This window comes from Acidocella aromatica, assembly GCF_014201825.1.
GTDB classification, from domain to species: domain Bacteria; phylum Pseudomonadota; class Alphaproteobacteria; order Acetobacterales; family Acetobacteraceae; genus Acidocella; species Acidocella aromatica.
Genome location: NZ_JACHFJ010000001.1, coordinates 281,195 through 295,895, shown reverse-complemented (window position 1 = coordinate 295,895; position 14,701 = coordinate 281,195). Strand labels below are relative to the sequence as shown.

Here is a 14,701-nt window from a genome sequence, read left to right as displayed (position 1 = left end):
AAAAGCCCGGCAGTTTGGCGCTGCCGGGCTTTTTTTGGTTACGCGTTGGCGATGGGCTGGATGTTGGCCAGGCCCTGCTGGGACCGGCGCTGCTGCCACAGGCCGACGAAGTCGATCGGCCCCAGCATCACCGGCGGCAGGCCGCCATCGCGGGTGACATCAGCCAGGATGTTGCGGGCGAAGGGGAAGAGCAGGCGCGGGCATTCCACGAGCAGGATCGGCTCGTGCTGGGCCTCGGGCACGCCGTTGAGGGTAAACACGCCAGCATAGGCGAGATCGGCGATGAACACCACGGTCGGCTTGTCCGAGCCATCGGTCGGGGTGGTGCCCTCGGCGCGCACGGCCAGCGTCACTTCGAACACGGTGTGCGCTTCCTCGATCCGGCGGACCTGCACATCCAGGTTGATGTTCACATGCGGGGCGCTACGCAGGCTGGTGAAGATCGCCGGGGCGTTCGGCACCTCGAAGGACAGGTCCTTGGTGTACTGGATGTTGACGACGAGGGGCGGCTGGGCCGGGGCGGTCGCTTGCTCGGACATGATTATAAATTTCCTGTAGGGTGGTCCTGGCCCGCCCTAGCACGGCGGCGGCGGCGTGATAAGTAGAGCCGCATGAGTGCCAAGATTTTCATCGACGGCCAAGCCGGGACCACCGGGCTTGGCATCGCCCAGCGGCTCGCCGCAGTCCCCCATGTCAGCCTCGTCACGCTGGACGACGCGCACCGCAAATCGCCCGAGGCCCGCGCCGCGGCGATGGCGGAGGCCGACCTCACCGTGCTGTGCCTGCCCGATGACGCGGCGCGTGAGGCTATAGCGATTGCCCCTGAGGGCACCCGGTTTCTGGACGCCAGCACCGCCCACCGCGTGGCGCGCGGGTGGGTGTACGGCTTCCCCGAGTTGGCCCCGGGCCAAGCGGCGGCCATCGCTCAGGCGCGGCTGGTGGCGAATCCGGGCTGCTACGCCACCGGGGCCATCGCGTTGTTGCATCCGCTGGTCAAGCTGGGGTTGTTGGGGCCGGGGCAGGCGCTCAGCATCAACGCCATCTCGGGCTATTCGGGTGGCGGCAAGGCAATGATTGCGGCGCACGAGGCGGAGGGCGGCCCGGCCTTTGAGCTGTACGCGTTGGGCCTTGCGCACAAGCATATCCCCGAAATCATGCAGTATGCCGGGCTCAACCGGCGGCCGCTTTTCGTCCCCTCGGTGGGGCATTTCGCGCAGGGGATGCTGGTTTGTGTTCCGATGTTCCTCGACCAGCTGCGTGGCCATCCCACGGCGGAGCGTCTCGCGGAGGCGTATTCCGACTATTATGCCGGCGCGGAGAATGTGATCGCGCATCCGGGCCTGCATGCCGCCAATTTGCAGCCCGAGGCGCTGAACAATACCGATAAGTTGGAAATCTTCGTTGCCGCCAATGAGTCGGCGGGGCACGCGGTGCTGATTGCCCGGTTGGACAACCTCGGCAAGGGGGCGTCCGGGGCGGCGGTGCAGAATATCAACCTGATGCTGGGAGGTGCTTGATGTCCGAGGCGCAGAAACCGGGCGGGCTGCTCTACGCCCTGGGCGAGTTGAAACCGCAGATCGACCCCACGGCCTGGGTGGCTCCCACAGCCGTGCTGATCGGCGATGTGCGCATCGGCCCGGGCGCGAATATCTGGTTCAACTGCGTGCTGCGCGGCGACACCAACCCGGTGATCGTGGGCGCGCGGAGCAATATCCAGGATGGTACGGTGATCCACGTGGACCATGGCGACAACCCGGCCATCATCGGCGATGACGTGACGGTCGGGCATTCCGCAATCATCCATGCCTGCCGGCTGGAAAACCGCGCCTTTGTCGGCATGGGCGCCACAGTGCTGGACGGCGCGGTGGTGGAGGAAGGCGGGCTGCTGGCGGCGCGCGGCTTTTTGGGGCCGGGCAAGCGTATCGGCCGGCAGGAGCTGTGGATGGGCAGCCCCGCCAAGCTCTCCCGCGTGATGACCGACGATGAGCGCGCCAAATGGGACGAGACGGTGCCGCATTATCTCGGCCTGACCGAAGCGTATCGCCGGGGGTTGCGTCCAATCGGATGATTTCCTTGGCAAAGCCGTCATCCATGCCTACACTCCCGGCATGAACGAAATGGACTTCGATACCGCGCTGGCTGACGCCACACTGGTTACCGCCGCCTTCGCGCTTGGTGCGGAGAAGGGGTGGAGGCACGTCTCCCCCGCCGCTGCCGCGCGGTATGCCGGGCTGGATCTGGCGAAGGTGCGCGCCGCCTATCCCTGCACCGGCGCGATCCTGAAAAAGTTCGGCGAGATGGCCGATACGGCGGCGCTGAACAACGCCCTCACCGAGGGCAGCGTGCGCGACAGGCTGTTCGACATTCTGCTCCGCCGGTTCGATTTTTTGCAGATGTACCGCCCCGGCGTGGTGGCGCTGCTGCGCGCTTTGCCGTTCTGCCCGCCTCTGGCCTTCGTGATGGCGGAACTCAACATCGCCTCCATGGGCTGGCTGCTGGAAGGCGCGGGCGTGGACGCCACCGGCCTGCGCGGCGCGCTGGCCAAGCGCGGCCTGCTGGCGGTCTGGGCTTATGGCGTCCGCGCCTGGGCCGATGACGAGAGCGAGGACCTGACCGCCACCATGGCGGCGGTGGACAAGGCGCTCGCCCGGGCCGAGTCAATCGTCAATCGTTTCTCGCCCAAGCCTGTTGCGGAGGCGGATACACCTTTGCCGCAAGGCGCTTCCCCGGTAGAGTGAAACCAGCCGGGGTTACCGGCTGTAACAAAGAGGAACGAACTTGATGGCCGACGATAAAGATAAGACCGCGTCTTTCCTTCCCGACTTCGATATCAAGAAACTTCTGGGTGACATGAAGCTGCCTGCCGTGCCCGACATGGATGCGGTGTTGTCCGCGCATAAGCGCAATCTGGAAGCACTGACCGAAGCCAACCGCGTGGCGCTGGAAGGCGCGCAGGCTGTCGCTCGCCGGCACATGGAAATCCTGCAATCCACCATGTCCGGCCTGACCGAGACGTTGAAGGAACTCTCCACCGCCGGCACCCCCACCAGCCGCGCCGCCAAGCAGACGGAACTGCTCAAGCAGGCTTACGAGAACGCCGTGGCCAACACCAAGGAACTTGGCGACCTGATCCAGAAATCCAACGCCGAGGCGCTGAACAAGCTCAACAGCCGCGTCTCCGAGGCAATGACGGAGATGCAGGCCGCGTTCGGCAAGAAGTAAGCCCGAGCCCTGGCTGGGGGCGGGCTTCCCCCCAGCCCCCGCCAGGGCCATATTGGCGGCATGTGCGCCACCCCCTTGCTGTTCATCCCCGAGAAACCCGAACCGAGGCCGCTGCTCAAGCCGCTACGCGTGGTCTCCGAATACCAGCCCAGCGGCGACCAGCCCACGGCCATTAAACAACTCGTCGAGGGCATTAGCGCCAGCGAGCGCGATCAGGTGCTGCTCGGCGTCACCGGCTCGGGCAAGACCTTCACCATGGCCAAGGTGATCGAGGCCGTGCAGCGCCCGGCCTTGGTGCTGGCCCCGAACAAGACGCTGGCGGCCCAGCTCTATGCCGAGATGAAGAGCTTCTTCCCCGACAACGCGGTGGAGTATTTCGTCTCCTACTACGACTACTACCAGCCCGAAGCCTATGTCCCGCGCTCGGACACGTATATCGAGAAGGACTCGGCGATCAACGAGACCATCGACCGCATGCGCCACGCCGCCACCCAGGCGCTGCTGGAGCGAGGGGATGTCATCATCGTCGCCTCGGTCTCCTGCATCTACGGTATCGGCTCGGTCGAGACTTACTCGAAGATGGTGGTGCGGCTGGAAACCGGCGGGCGTATCGAGCGCGACGCCCTGGCCAAGGCGCTGGTGGATTTGCAGTACCGCCGCAACGATGCCGCCTTCACCCGCGGCACCTTCCGTTTGCGCGGCGAGATCGTGGACATCTTCCCCAGCCAGTTCGAGGACCGCGCCTGGCGCGTGAGCCTGTTCGGCGACGAGATCGAGAAGATCTCCGAATTCGACCCGCTGACCGGCGAGCAGGTGACGGTGCTGGATACCATCTCCATCTACGCCAACAGCCACTACGTCACTCCGCGCCCGACGCTGAATCAGGCCATAGGCAAGATCAAAGCCGAGTTGAAGCAGCGGCTCGACGAATTCACCGTTGCGGGCAAGCTGCTGGAGGCGGAGCGGCTGTTGCAGCGCACGACCTTTGATATCGAGATGCTGGAAACCACCGGCGTGTGCAAAGGCATCGAGAATTATTCCCGCTATCTCTCGGGCCGCAATCCGGGCGATCCGCCGCCGACGCTGTTCGAGTACCTGCCCGAGAACGCGCTGCTGGTGGTGGATGAGAGCCATGTGACCGTGCCGCAGATCGGCGGCATGTTCAAAGGCGACTTTGCGCGTAAATCCATCCTTGCCGAATACGGCTTCCGCCTGCCGAGCTGCATCGACAACCGCCCGCTGAAATTCGAGGAATGGGAGAGTTTCCGCCCGCAGAGCGTCTTTGTTTCCGCGACCCCCGGCCCGTGGGAGCTTGAGCGCACCCAGGGCGTGTTCGCCGAGCAGGTGATCCGCCCGACCGGCCTCGTGGATCCGGTGACGGAAATCCGTCCCGTGGAGCATCAGGTGGACGACCTGCTGGGCGAATGCCGGACCGTGGTGGCCAAGGGCGGGCGCGTGCTGGTGACGACGCTCACCAAGCGCATGGCCGAGGATCTGACCGAGTATCTCGGCGAGCAGGGGCTGAAGGTGCGCTATCTGCACTCGGATGTGGACACGCTGGAGCGCATCGAGATCATCCGCGACCTGCGCCTGGGCGCTTATGACGTGCTGGTGGGCATCAACCTGCTGCGTGAGGGGCTCGACATTCCCGAGTGCATGCTTGTCGCCATTCTGGACGCGGACAAGGAAGGCTTCCTGCGCTCCGTCACCTCGCTGGTGCAGACCATCGGCCGTGCTGCGCGCAACGTGGAGGGGCGGGTGATCCTGTACGCCGACACTATGACCCGCAGCCTGAAACAGGCGCTGGACGAGACCGCGCGGCGGAGAGCCAAGCAGATGGCCTGGAATGAGGCGCATGGCATCACCCCGCAAAGCGTGAAGAAGAATATCGGCGAGGTCATCCACTCGGTGTTCGAGCAGGATTACGTGACCGTGGCGCCGGTGAAGGATTCCGCCGCCGACGAGTTCGTGGGTAAGGATCTCGGCGCCGTCATCACCACGCTGGAAACGCGCATGCGCAAGGCGGCGGCGGACCTGGAATTCGAGGAGGCCGCCCGGCTGCGCGACGAGATCAAGCGGCTGGAGGCGCTGGCCCTGGGGCTGGAGCCGCCGCCCGTGCCGCGCTCTTCCCCAGGCCGCCCGCGCGGGCCGGTGCCGCTGGGGCCTGGCGGGGGCGGGTACGACCCCGCCAGCCGCAAAAAGGGCAGGGGCCGCGCCAAGACACGCTGAGCCATTGCCCGGGGAGCTGGTTTGCCGTAACATTCCGACACAATAATCAAGGAGGTTATGGTCATGCTCAAGCAGCGCTATCTTGGCGTGTCTCTGGCTCTGGCGTTACTCCTTTCCGGCGGACTCGCGGCCTGGGCCGACAATGCCGGCCCCACCGAGCCCGATGGTTTGAGCAAGCTGCAGACCATGGTGGGCAATCTCGGCTACACCACCTCGCTCGACAGCGATAAGCAGGCCTTCGCCATCGAATGGCATGGCGACTACGATTACCGCCTGCATTTCGACCTCTCGAAGGACGGCACGCTGGCCTACGCCTATGTGAACGTTAACACCTACAAACCGGCCGATCTGGCGAAGCTTAACCTGACCAAGCTGCTCGAGACGAGCGATATTGGTGATTTCTATTTCTCGATGGAAAACAGCACGGACGGTGAGTCCCTCTACGCCAACGCGATCATCCCGCTGGCTGGGCTTACGCCTCAGTCGCTGCGCGCCATGCTGGAGAGTATCAATGACAAGTTGAGCAGCAGCTCCCAGATCTGGGACACCAGCCTCTGGAAAAAGTAGCCACACCGGCCGGGGTTTGACGGCATGGCGGGGAGGCGGGAAGATGGGGGCATGAGATCCGTTCTTGCCCTGCTCGCCTTGCTTGTCCCCGGCCTAGCCCATGCCGACAGCCTGACCGGCCAGCATGCGCTCTACACGCTTACTCTTACCAAGCTGCGCACGCATGACATCACCGGCGCCACCGGGCAGATGAGCTTCGACATGGTGGACGGCTGCACCGGCTGGGCGACCACCCAGCACATGACGTTGATCATCCGCAACACGGATGGCACGCTGAACAAGACGGTGAGCGACTACATCACCTGGGAAAGCAAGGACGGGAAGAATTTCAGCTTCGTGCTGCGCGAGAGCGACAATGACGGCAAGGAGCAGATCGACGATGCCGGCACCGCCACGCGCAACCAAGATGGTTCAGGGCTCGTAACCTACACCACCCCGGCCAACACCACGCTCAAACTGCCGCCCGGCACGCTCTTTCCCATGCAGCATACCGAGGCGCTGCTCGCCGCCGGGCGGGAGGGGAAGAAATTCATCGCGCCGCCACTGTTCGACGGCACCACCGCCGATGGCGCCCAGGCGACCTTCGTGGCCGAGCTCGGCTATCACGAGGGCGAGAAAACCGTCTGGCCCGCGCTGGATGGCATTCCCAGCGCGGATGTGGATATCGCCTTCTACTCCCGCAAGAACGACGACGAGACGCCGAATTTCCGCACCTCGATGCGCTATTTCGACGACGGAGTGGCGACGGACCTCACGCTGGATTTCGGCGATTTCGAGATGGCCGGAAAGCTCACCAAGCTGAGCATTCCCCCCGCCGCCTGCCCAGCGAAGTAAACTCGGCTATTTCAGCCGCAGCTTGGCGCGGCCGTGATGGTTGCCGCCATCGACCAGCTTTTCCAGCAGGCGCATGAAACTCTTCTGGTCGCGCGGACCTAGAACTTCCAGCGTGCGCTCGTTGGAGCGGGAAACCGGCGCCCGGGCCTTGTTCAGTAGCGACTTGCCCGCGGCGGTGAGGGTGAGGAGCTTCTGCCGCCGGTCGGTTTTGGAGGTCACGCGGCGTAGATAGCCGTCCTTTTCCAGCCGGGCCACGATGCTCGCCATGGTGGCGCGGTCCACGCCTCGCATCTCGGCGGCAGCGGATTGGTCGATGCCCGGATTCTGAGAAACGGCCAGCATAATCCCGAACTGGGTGGGGGTGATGTCCAGCCCATCGCATTCCTCGGCAAACAAGGCGACCGCGATTTGGTGCAGGCGGCGGATAAGAAACCCAGGGTGGCCTATGGAGTAGTCGTCGTTCAGGCTGATTTCCGGTTGTTTTTTCATAATTGCAGCCCTGTCATGTTTATTGAGACATTAACGCGAATTGTTTCGCGCTAATGCCTTGTCATACCATGATCAAAATCAATTAATCGTGGTTTTGATATAGAAAGATCGACGGCGACCCCATCCGGAGCCGCCATGCCGGCAAATCAGACCGAGAAATACTTCGCGTGCCGGTTCAGGATGACGATGGCGCTGGTGGATTGCTCCGGGTGCAGCTGCGATTCATCGGAGAGCGAGACGCCTATGCGCTCCGCCCCCAGCAGCTTGAGCAGCTGTTCCTGGTCCTCCAGCTTCGGGCAGGCCGGGTAGCCGAAGGAATAGCGCGAGCCGCGATAGGATTGCTGGAGCAGCTTGTCCATGTCGCGGTCGTCCTCGGCGGCGAAGCCTAGCTCGGCGCGGATGCGCTTATGCGTGTACTCGGCCAGCGCCTCCGCCATCTCCACCGAGAAACCGTGCAGGTACAGATAATCCTGGTAGCGATGATCCTCGAACCAAGCGCGTGCGACCTCCGAGGCGCGGGTGCCCATCGTCACCACCTGCAGCCCGATCACGCCGCGCCCGTCCTCGATATCGGGGAGGAAGTCGGCGATGCATTCGCCATCCTCGCGCGGCTGGCGGGGTAGGGCGAAGCGCGCGGCCTCGGTCACGCCGTCCTCCTCGAACAGGATCAGGTCATTGCCCTGGCCGGCGGCCTTCCAATAGCCGTAGGCCGCCTGCGGGTGCAGGATGTTTTCAGCCAGACAGATATCGAGCATACGCTTCATCACCGGGCGCAGCTCGTGGCGGGCCCAGCCCATGAAGTCCTCCAGGCTCTTGCCCTGTTTGCGGAAGCCCCATTGGAACTGGAAGAGCGAGCGCTCGTTGATGAACGGCACCACGGCTTTCGGCGCGGCCTCGATCACCTTCGCGCCCCAGAAGGGCGGGGTGAGGGTGGCTTCATCGGCATTCAGGCGGCGGCGGCGGGTTTGCACCTCCTTCACGTCCACGGGCGCGAAGGCGGCTTCCGCCGCCTGGCCCAGCGTGCGCTTGGTGTTGCGGGACTTGCCAGCGCGCTTGGCCTGGATGGCGGCGAGGTAATCGTCGAACCCGTTGCTGGCGATGCGGTCCATCAGGTGCAGGCCGTCGAACGCATCGCGCGCATAGGCCACGCGGCCGGAGTCATAAGCCGCGACGCAATCGTCCTCGACGTAATTGCGCGTCAGCGCAGCACCGCCGAGCACCACGGGGATGTCGAGCCCGAGGCGTGACATTTCCTCGAGGTTCTCGCGCATCACCACGGTGGATTTCACCAGCAGCCCGGACATGCCGATGGCATGCGCCTTATGCTCCTTGGCGGCGGCGATCATGTCCGCCAGCGGCACCTTGATGCCGAGATTGATGACCTTGTAGCCGTTATTGGTGAGGATGATGTCGACAAGGTTCTTGCCGATATCATGCACGTCGCCCTTCACGGTGGCGAGCACCATGATGCCGCGCTCCTCGCCCTCCACGCGCTCCATCAGCGGCTCGAGATGCGCCACGGCGGCCTTCATCGTCTCGGCGGATTGCAGCACGAAGGGAAGCTGCATCTTGCCCGCGCCGAACAGCTCGCCTACCACCTTCATGCCGTCCAGCAGGATGTTGTTGATGATGTCGAGCGGCTTATGGATTTTGAGGGCCTCATCCAGCTCCTCGGCCAGCCCCTTGCGGTCACCATCCACGATGCGGTCCTTCAGGCGGCCCTCCACCGTCTCGGCGCGCTTCTTCTTGGTGGCGTCGGCGGCCTTGCGGTCGGCGAACATCTCCAGCAGCTTTTGCAGCGGGTCGTAGCCCTCGGTGCGGCGGTCGAAGATCAGGTCCTCGCACACCTTCACCTCTTCCGGGGCGATCATGTGCAGCGGGCGGATCTTGCTCACATGCACGATGGCCCCGGTCATGCCCGCCTTCACCGCATGGTCGAGGAACACGGAGTTCAGCACCGCGCGCGCGGCGGGGTTGAGGCCGAAGGAGATGTTGGACAGGCCCAGAATGATTTGGATATCCGGGAACTCGTCGCGGATGGCCTTGATGCCTTCCAGCGTCCACAGTCCCAGCTTGCGGTCATCCTCATTGCCGGTGGCGATGGTGAAGGTCAGCGGGTCGATCAGCAGGTCGCTCTGTGGCAGGCCGTATTTGGTGCAGGAGAATTCCACCAGGCGGCGGGCGATGCGCAGCTTGTCCTCGGCGGTCTTGGCCATGCCGACTTCGTCAATGGTCAGCGCGATCACCGCCGCGCCGAATTTCTTGGCGAGCGTCATGCGCTCGGCGGCGTGGTGCTCGCCATCTTCGAAATTGATCGAGTTGATGATCGGCTTGCCGCCATGCAGCTTTAGCGCCGCTTCGATCACCGGGGTCTCGGTGCTGTCGATCACCAGAGGCGCGTTCACGGAGGAGGTGAAGCGGGTGATGACCTCGCTCATCTCCAAGATCTCGTTGCGCCCGACGAAGGCGGTGCAGATATCCAGCGCGTTGGAGGCTTCGGCCACCTGTTCGCGGCCCATCGCCACGCAGCCATCCCAGTCGCCGGCCTCCTGCAGTTCGCGCCACTTCTTGGAGCCATTGGCGTTGCAGCGCTCGCCGATGGAGAAATACGAGTTCTCCTGGCGCAGCGGCACCGAGGAATACAGGCTGGCGACGGAAGGCACCCAATGAAACTTACGCGCCACCGGGGTGGGACGCGGGTTGCCGAGCTTCTTCAGCATCCCGTCCAGCGCCTGGATATGCGGGATGGAGGTGCCGCAGCAGCCACCGATCAGGTTCACCCCGTCCTCGACCACGAAGCGCTCCACCCATACTGCCATCTGGTCGCCAGTGAGGGGATAATGCGTCTTGCCGTCCACCAGCTCGGGCAGCCCGGCATTGGGCTGCACCGAGATCTTGCCTGGCCAGTTCTGGGAGAGCCAGCGCACATGCTCGGCCATCTCCTGCGGCCCGGTGGCGCAGTTCAGGCCCATCAGCGGTACGTCCAGCGCGTGGATGGTTGTGGCGGCGGCGGCTATATCCGGCCCCACCAGCAGCGTTCCGGTGGTCTCCACCGTCACCTGCACGAAGATGGGCACATCGCTGTTGGCCAGAGTCTTGGCCCGCTTGGCGCCGTTCACCGCCGCTTTAATTTGCAGTGTATCTTGGCAGGTCTCGATCAGCAGCGCGTCCACCCCGCCTGCCAGCAGGCCCTGGCATTGCAGGAACAGCGCCTCTTCCAGCGGGTCGTAGGCGATATTGCCCAGGCTCGGCAGCTTGGTGCCTGGCCCGATGCTCCCCACCACCCAGCGCGTGCGCCCATCGGCGAAGCTCTCGGCGGCCTCGCGCGCCAGCTCGGCGGCGATTTTATTGATCTCGAAGGCGCGGTCCTGGAGGTCGAACTCGCCCAGCGTGATCGCCGAGCCGCCGAAGCTGTTGGTCTGCACCATGTCCGATCCGGCGGCATAATAGCCGCGATGGATATCGCGTACGATATCCGGGCGGGAGAGGTTCAGTACCTCGGTGCAATTTTCCTGGTTCCAGAAGTCTTTTTCCAGGTCGAGAGTGAGCGCCTGCACGCGTGAACCCATGCCGCCATCGCAGAGCAGCACGTTTTTGGAGAGGGCGTCGAGAAGATGTGGCCGTGACATGCTTGTCAGATACACCGGCGCGCCCCCATGTCCAGCCGATGAGTGAAGATAGTCGTATTCCCGTGCTGTTCGGGCAACAGCCGGAGGCCATGGATGCCGTGCTGGCCGAGGAAGGCGTGGCGGTTTCCTCGGCCGGGTATGTGCTGCGCTTTGCCCTGGGGGCGGCGCATGGGCTGGGTTGCGCCTGTTGCGTGGCCCGCAGCCCCGTGGCAGAGGCGCTGGCGGTTTTGTTCCGCGCCCGCGCGATGGGAACGGCGCCGTATTTCAGCCGCGTGGTGGTGTTGGCCTCTCCGGCGGGCGAGGCGTCGTTGCGCGCGGCACTGGAGGGCGATGCGCTGGCCCGTGCACGCTACCGGGCGTTAGATACTCCGTGTTAGCTTAAAAAACAGCGTGCGGATTGCGGTGGAGCAGCGAGGCGAACCATTGCCGCGGCTTGCCCGCTTGCTTTGGTGCGGATGCCGGGGGAGAAGCCTGGACCGATAAGAGGGCGGGTTGGGCGGCAAGCGTCATGGCCAGCTTGGTCACATGGTACGCCGCATCGGGGTTACGCTTGAACATGGCGCGAATAATCGCGTCCGCTTCAACGTCGACAGCTGCGTCGGCCGAGTTCATCACCCGGTCGAAAAACGCAAGAATGTCCATGTGCTCTTCGCGTGTCATAGCCTTCCATAGGAGGGAAGACCCGTGCACAGGCAAGTAAGATTTTCGTGTATGGAGGGAAATTCACCCCGCATTTCCGGGACGCACAGATTCGTACACGTATAGAATGTAACCGCCGCGCATGAATGTCCCGGATTGGGACATACCGATGCCCCCCAACACCGCGCGCGAGGCGAAATTCTCCTCCCGCGCCACGCCGATCACGCGTGTTAGTCCTGCTGCATCATGCGCATAGTTCAGTGCGGCCCCGGCTGCCTCGCTGGCGAGGCCGAAGCCCCGTGCCTCCGGCAGGAAGGCGAACCGCAAGGCCACGCCGCGCCCGTCGGACCGGTGCATCAGCGCCGTCATGCCCAGGAACTTGCCGCGCGGCGCCCGCACGGCCCACATGCCGAAGCCGTGGCGGCCCCAGTCCTGAATGTCGTGGGCCAGCTCCTCGGCGGTTTGCACGGGGGAGCGCACGCCGCCCAGCAGCAGCGCATAGGCGCGCGGATCACCCTTCAGCCGGACGAGGTCTGGCAGGTCCCGGTAGCCCACGGGTGTCATCCGCAGGCGCGCCGTATTCAGCACCCAGGCGGATGAAACACTCATGCCAGGGGCAAATTACCGCGTGAGTGGGCGGTACTTGATGCGGTGCGGCTCGGTGGCGTCCTGGCCCAGGCGGCGGCGCTTGTCCTCCTCATAGGCCTGGAAGTTGCCCTCGAACCACTCCACATGGCTGTCCCCCTCGAAGGCCAGGATATGCGTGGCCAGGCGGTCGAGGAACCAGCGGTCGTGGGAGATGATAACGGCGCAGCCGGGGAACTCCATGAGCGCCTCTTCCAGGGCGCGCAGGGTGTCCACGTCGAGGTCGTTGGTCGGCTCGTCGAGCAGGATGACGTTGGCTTCCGACTTCAGCATCTTGGCCAGATGCACGCGGTTGCGCTCACCGCCCGAGAGGATGCCGACCTTCTTCTGCTGGTCCGAGCCCTTGAAGTTGAACGCGCCGACATAGGCGCGAGAGGCCACGGAACGCTTGCCGAGATAGATGACATCCGTGCCGCCCGAGATTTCCTCCCAGACGTTTTTGTTCGGGTCCAGGCTGTCGCGGGACTGGTCCACATAGCCCAGCTTCACGGTCTCGCCGATCTTCAGGCTGCCGGAATCGGGCTTCTCCAGCCCGGTGATCATCTTGAACAGGGTGGACTTACCGGCACCGTTCGGACCGATCACGCCGACAATGCCGCCCGGCGGTAGCTTGAAGTTCAGATGGTCGATCAGCTCGCGGTCGCCGAAGCCCTTGCACAGGTCCTGGGCCTCGATGACCGTGCCGCCCAGACGCGGGCCGGGCGGGATGACGATTTCCGCCACGTCGGTCTGCATTTCCTGTGACTTCTGGAGCATTTCCTCATAGCGCTGGATACGCGCGCGGGACTTGGTCTGGCGCGCCTTGGGGCTGGCCGAAATCCATTCCTGCTCCTCGGCCAGCGCGCGCTGGCGGGCGGATTCCTCCTTCTCCTCCTGTGCCAGGCGCTTCTGCTTCTGCGCCAGCCAAGAGGAGTAGTTGCCCTCATACGGGTAGCCGCGGCCACGCTCGATTTCCAGGATCCAGTTGGTCACGTTGTCGAGGAAGTAGCGGTCGTGGGTGATGAGGATCACGGTGCCGGTGTAGTTGGCCAGCGTGCGCTCCAGCCAGGCCACCGACTCGGCGTCGAGATGGTTGGTCGGTTCGTCGAGCAACAGCAGGTCGGGCTTTTCCAGCAGCAGGCGGCACAGCGCCACGCGGCGGCGCTCACCGCCCGAGAGCGGGCCGACATCGGCATCCGGCGGCGGGCAGCGCAGCGCGTCGAGCGCGATCTCGATCTGGCGGTCCAGGTCCCAGCCATCGGCGGCGTCGATGATCTCCTGCAGCTGCGCCTGTTCGGCCAGCAGGTCGTTCATCTTGTCGTCGTCCATCGGCTCGGCGAATTCTTCGGAGATGGCGTTGAAGCGGGTGATGGCCTTACGCAGATCGGCGAACGCCTCGGCCACGTTCTCGCCCACGGTCTTGGTCGGGTCGAGCTGCGGCTCCTGCGCCAGATAGCCGACCTTCACGCCCTCGGCCGCCCAGGCCTCGCCGCCATATTCCTTGTCGATCCCGGCGATGATCTTCAGCAGGGTGGACTTACCGGCGCCGTTCACGCCCAGCACGCCGATCTTCACGCCAGGGAGGAAGGAGAGGGTGATGCCCTTGAACACCTCACGCCCGCCCGGATAGGCCTTGGTGAGGTCTTTCATCACATAAACATACTGGTAAGAGGCCATCGCGCGCGCGTCCTTCAAATTCGGTTGGCCAGGGTATAATTGCCGGGCAGGGCAGGGGCAACAGGGCAGGGGCGCGCTTGTTCGGCTGTCCGATTTGTAACGGCTGGGAAGGCGTTTCCCTGCTAGAGTTTGCGTTGGGTATGGGCGGCCGTGGCGAAGCTCTGGTCCGGCAGCGCCGAAGAAGCGCCTCCAACAGCCAGCCAGGACAAGATGACATGCCTAACAAGAACCAAGCGGGGGCAACCGGCGTTCAGCCCGTGATGCCGCCCATCCCTCATACGGAGCACGGCGGGCAATCCACGCCGCCAATGCCGGAAGTGGGCGCCGCCGTAGCCAAGCTGCGGGCGGATGTGGAAAAAATCCAGCCCGACCATCTGGCCGAGACCTACGCGCTGCTGGCCGAGACGCATCGGGCGATCATCGAGAACTGGCGCGGACACCCGCAATGCCAGGAACTGCTGGAGGCGCTGCGGCACGAGCTGATCATGCTGGTGGACGAGTATCATGACTGCGCCGAACGCGTTTTGCCAGTGAATGGCTATATGTTCGGCGTTTCCGAGGAGGCGATGCGTTGCGATACCCAGGCGGATGTGGTGCTGGATGAGGTGCGCCAGCTGGAAGCCGAGGCGGCGGAGCTGAGCAAGCGCTGGCATTAGCCAGGGAACATGGTGCGCCGGGCAGGAATCGAACCCGCAACCAAACCGTTATGAGCGGTCCGCTCTAACCGTTGAGCTACCGGCGCATGTGCCAAACATGGGCAGGGGCAACATAGCCAGCGCGCGCGCGTTGGC

The 14,701-nt window shown here is 64.3% G+C and carries 15 protein-coding genes and 1 tRNA gene; 9 read left to right on the top strand and 7 right to left on the bottom strand.

The window, feature by feature from the left end:
• Positions 1-38 precede the first annotated feature (38 nt).
• Positions 39-539 carry a protein-export chaperone SecB gene (gene secB / locus HNP71_RS01515; RefSeq protein ID WP_183265070.1) on the bottom strand — a complete coding sequence of 167 codons (501 nt, stop codon included), beginning with the start codon at positions 537-539 and terminating at the stop codon, positions 39-41.
• Between the two features lie 72 nt (positions 540-611).
• Here secB and argC point away from each other — a divergent pair, with 72 nt between their 5' ends.
• From argC to HNP71_RS01480, 7 genes are all read left to right on the top strand, one after another.
• Positions 612-1,517, top strand: coding sequence for an N-acetyl-gamma-glutamyl-phosphate reductase (gene argC / locus HNP71_RS01510; RefSeq protein ID WP_183265069.1), 906 nt, complete (start codon positions 612-614; stop codon positions 1,515-1,517).
• Entirely contained in the window at positions 1,517-2,068 is a 552-nt protein-coding gene (locus tag HNP71_RS01505) for a gamma carbonic anhydrase family protein (protein WP_183265068.1), read from the top strand. Before argC ends, HNP71_RS01505 begins: the two co-directional genes overlap by 1 nt.
• Positions 2,069-2,108: 40 nt before the next feature.
• The gene (locus HNP71_RS01500) at positions 2,109-2,738 is read left to right on the top strand and encodes a TetR family transcriptional regulator (protein ID WP_183265067.1); all 630 of its coding nucleotides are present in this window, start codon (positions 2,109-2,111) and stop codon (positions 2,736-2,738) included.
• Positions 2,739-2,781: 43 nt separating this feature from the next.
• Positions 2,782-3,222: a phasin family protein gene (locus tag HNP71_RS01495; protein WP_183265066.1), complete on the top strand. Its 441-nt coding sequence runs from the start codon at positions 2,782-2,784 to the stop codon at positions 3,220-3,222.
• A gap of 60 nt (positions 3,223-3,282) precedes the next feature.
• The gene (gene uvrB / locus HNP71_RS01490) at positions 3,283-5,451 is read left to right on the top strand and encodes an excinuclease ABC subunit UvrB (RefSeq protein WP_183265065.1); all 2,169 of its coding nucleotides are present in this window, start codon (positions 3,283-3,285) and stop codon (positions 5,449-5,451) included.
• A gap of 63 nt (positions 5,452-5,514) precedes the next feature.
• Positions 5,515-6,018, top strand: a complete 504-nt coding sequence (locus HNP71_RS01485) for a hypothetical protein (protein ID WP_183265064.1) — start codon at positions 5,515-5,517, stop codon at positions 6,016-6,018.
• Positions 6,019-6,069: 51 nt separating this feature from the next.
• Positions 6,070-6,852: an EipB family protein gene (locus HNP71_RS01480; RefSeq protein ID WP_183265063.1), complete on the top strand. Its 783-nt coding sequence runs from the start codon at positions 6,070-6,072 to the stop codon at positions 6,850-6,852.
• A 6-nt stretch (positions 6,853-6,858) separates the two neighbouring features.
• On the opposite strand, the gene HNP71_RS01475 is transcribed toward HNP71_RS01480, so the two are convergent.
• Positions 6,859-7,341: a MarR family winged helix-turn-helix transcriptional regulator gene (locus HNP71_RS01475; protein WP_183265062.1), complete on the bottom strand. Its 483-nt coding sequence runs from the start codon at positions 7,339-7,341 to the stop codon at positions 6,859-6,861.
• 146 nt (positions 7,342-7,487) lie between these two features.
• The gene (gene metH, locus HNP71_RS01470) at positions 7,488-10,970 is read right to left on the bottom strand and encodes a methionine synthase (RefSeq protein WP_183265061.1); all 3,483 of its coding nucleotides are present in this window, start codon (positions 10,968-10,970) and stop codon (positions 7,488-7,490) included.
• Positions 10,971-11,008: 38 nt separating this feature from the next.
• Here metH and HNP71_RS01465 point away from each other — a divergent pair, with 38 nt between their 5' ends.
• Positions 11,009-11,347 carry a hypothetical protein gene (locus HNP71_RS01465; protein ID WP_183265060.1) on the top strand — a complete coding sequence of 113 codons (339 nt, stop codon included), beginning with the start codon at positions 11,009-11,011 and terminating at the stop codon, positions 11,345-11,347.
• A 1-nt stretch (position 11,348) separates the two neighbouring features.
• Here HNP71_RS01465 and HNP71_RS01460 read toward each other — a convergent pair whose 3' ends face one another.
• The 3 genes from HNP71_RS01460 to ettA all read right to left on the bottom strand — a co-directional run bounded on the left by HNP71_RS01460 (position 11,349) and on the right by ettA (position 13,910).
• Positions 11,349-11,630 (bottom strand): DUF2076 domain-containing protein, encoded by a 282-nt coding sequence (locus HNP71_RS01460; protein WP_183265059.1) that lies wholly within the window; start codon positions 11,628-11,630, stop codon positions 11,349-11,351.
• A 63-nt stretch (positions 11,631-11,693) separates the two neighbouring features.
• Positions 11,694-12,218, bottom strand: a complete 525-nt coding sequence (locus HNP71_RS01455; protein ID WP_183265058.1) for a GNAT family N-acetyltransferase — start codon at positions 12,216-12,218, stop codon at positions 11,694-11,696.
• 12 nt (positions 12,219-12,230) lie between these two features.
• Positions 12,231-13,910: an energy-dependent translational throttle protein EttA gene (gene ettA, locus HNP71_RS01450; RefSeq protein ID WP_183265057.1), complete on the bottom strand. Its 1,680-nt coding sequence runs from the start codon at positions 13,908-13,910 to the stop codon at positions 12,231-12,233.
• A gap of 215 nt (positions 13,911-14,125) precedes the next feature.
• On the opposite strand from ettA, the gene HNP71_RS01445 reads away from it, so the two are divergent.
• Positions 14,126-14,566 (top strand): hypothetical protein, encoded by a 441-nt coding sequence (locus HNP71_RS01445; RefSeq protein ID WP_183265056.1) that lies wholly within the window; start codon positions 14,126-14,128, stop codon positions 14,564-14,566.
• A 10-nt stretch (positions 14,567-14,576) separates the two neighbouring features.
• Here the strand turns inward: HNP71_RS01445 and HNP71_RS01440 are convergent.
• Positions 14,577-14,652: transfer RNA gene (locus tag HNP71_RS01440), tRNA-Ile, on the bottom strand.
• Positions 14,653-14,701: the final 49 nt, after the last annotated feature.

Excerpts from the sequence above, each read along its gene's own strand:
- secB (WP_183265070.1), bottom strand. The coding sequence starts at position 539 with ATGTCCGAGCAAGCGACCGCCCCGGCCCAGCCGCCCCTCGTCGTCAAC.
- argC (WP_183265069.1), top strand. The coding sequence starts at position 612 with ATGAGTGCCAAGATTTTCATCGACGGCCAAGCCGGGACCACCGGGCTT.
- HNP71_RS01505 (WP_183265068.1), top strand. The coding sequence starts at position 1,517 with ATGTCCGAGGCGCAGAAACCGGGCGGGCTGCTCTACGCCCTGGGCGAG.
- HNP71_RS01500 (WP_183265067.1), top strand. The coding sequence starts at position 2,109 with ATGAACGAAATGGACTTCGATACCGCGCTGGCTGACGCCACACTGGTT.
- HNP71_RS01495 (WP_183265066.1), top strand. The coding sequence starts at position 2,782 with ATGGCCGACGATAAAGATAAGACCGCGTCTTTCCTTCCCGACTTCGAT.
- uvrB (WP_183265065.1), top strand. The coding sequence starts at position 3,283 with ATGTGCGCCACCCCCTTGCTGTTCATCCCCGAGAAACCCGAACCGAGG.
- HNP71_RS01485 (WP_183265064.1), top strand. The coding sequence starts at position 5,515 with ATGCTCAAGCAGCGCTATCTTGGCGTGTCTCTGGCTCTGGCGTTACTC.
- HNP71_RS01480 (WP_183265063.1), top strand. The coding sequence starts at position 6,070 with ATGAGATCCGTTCTTGCCCTGCTCGCCTTGCTTGTCCCCGGCCTAGCC.
- HNP71_RS01475 (WP_183265062.1), bottom strand. The coding sequence starts at position 7,341 with ATGAAAAAACAACCGGAAATCAGCCTGAACGACGACTACTCCATAGGC.
- metH (WP_183265061.1), bottom strand. The coding sequence starts at position 10,970 with ATGTCACGGCCACATCTTCTCGACGCCCTCTCCAAAAACGTGCTGCTC.
- HNP71_RS01465 (WP_183265060.1), top strand. The coding sequence starts at position 11,009 with ATGAGTGAAGATAGTCGTATTCCCGTGCTGTTCGGGCAACAGCCGGAG.
- HNP71_RS01460 (WP_183265059.1), bottom strand. The coding sequence starts at position 11,630 with ATGACACGCGAAGAGCACATGGACATTCTTGCGTTTTTCGACCGGGTG.
- HNP71_RS01455 (WP_183265058.1), bottom strand. The coding sequence starts at position 12,218 with ATGAGTGTTTCATCCGCCTGGGTGCTGAATACGGCGCGCCTGCGGATG.
- ettA (WP_183265057.1), bottom strand. The coding sequence starts at position 13,910 with ATGGCCTCTTACCAGTATGTTTATGTGATGAAAGACCTCACCAAGGCC.
- HNP71_RS01445 (WP_183265056.1), top strand. The coding sequence starts at position 14,126 with ATGCCTAACAAGAACCAAGCGGGGGCAACCGGCGTTCAGCCCGTGATG.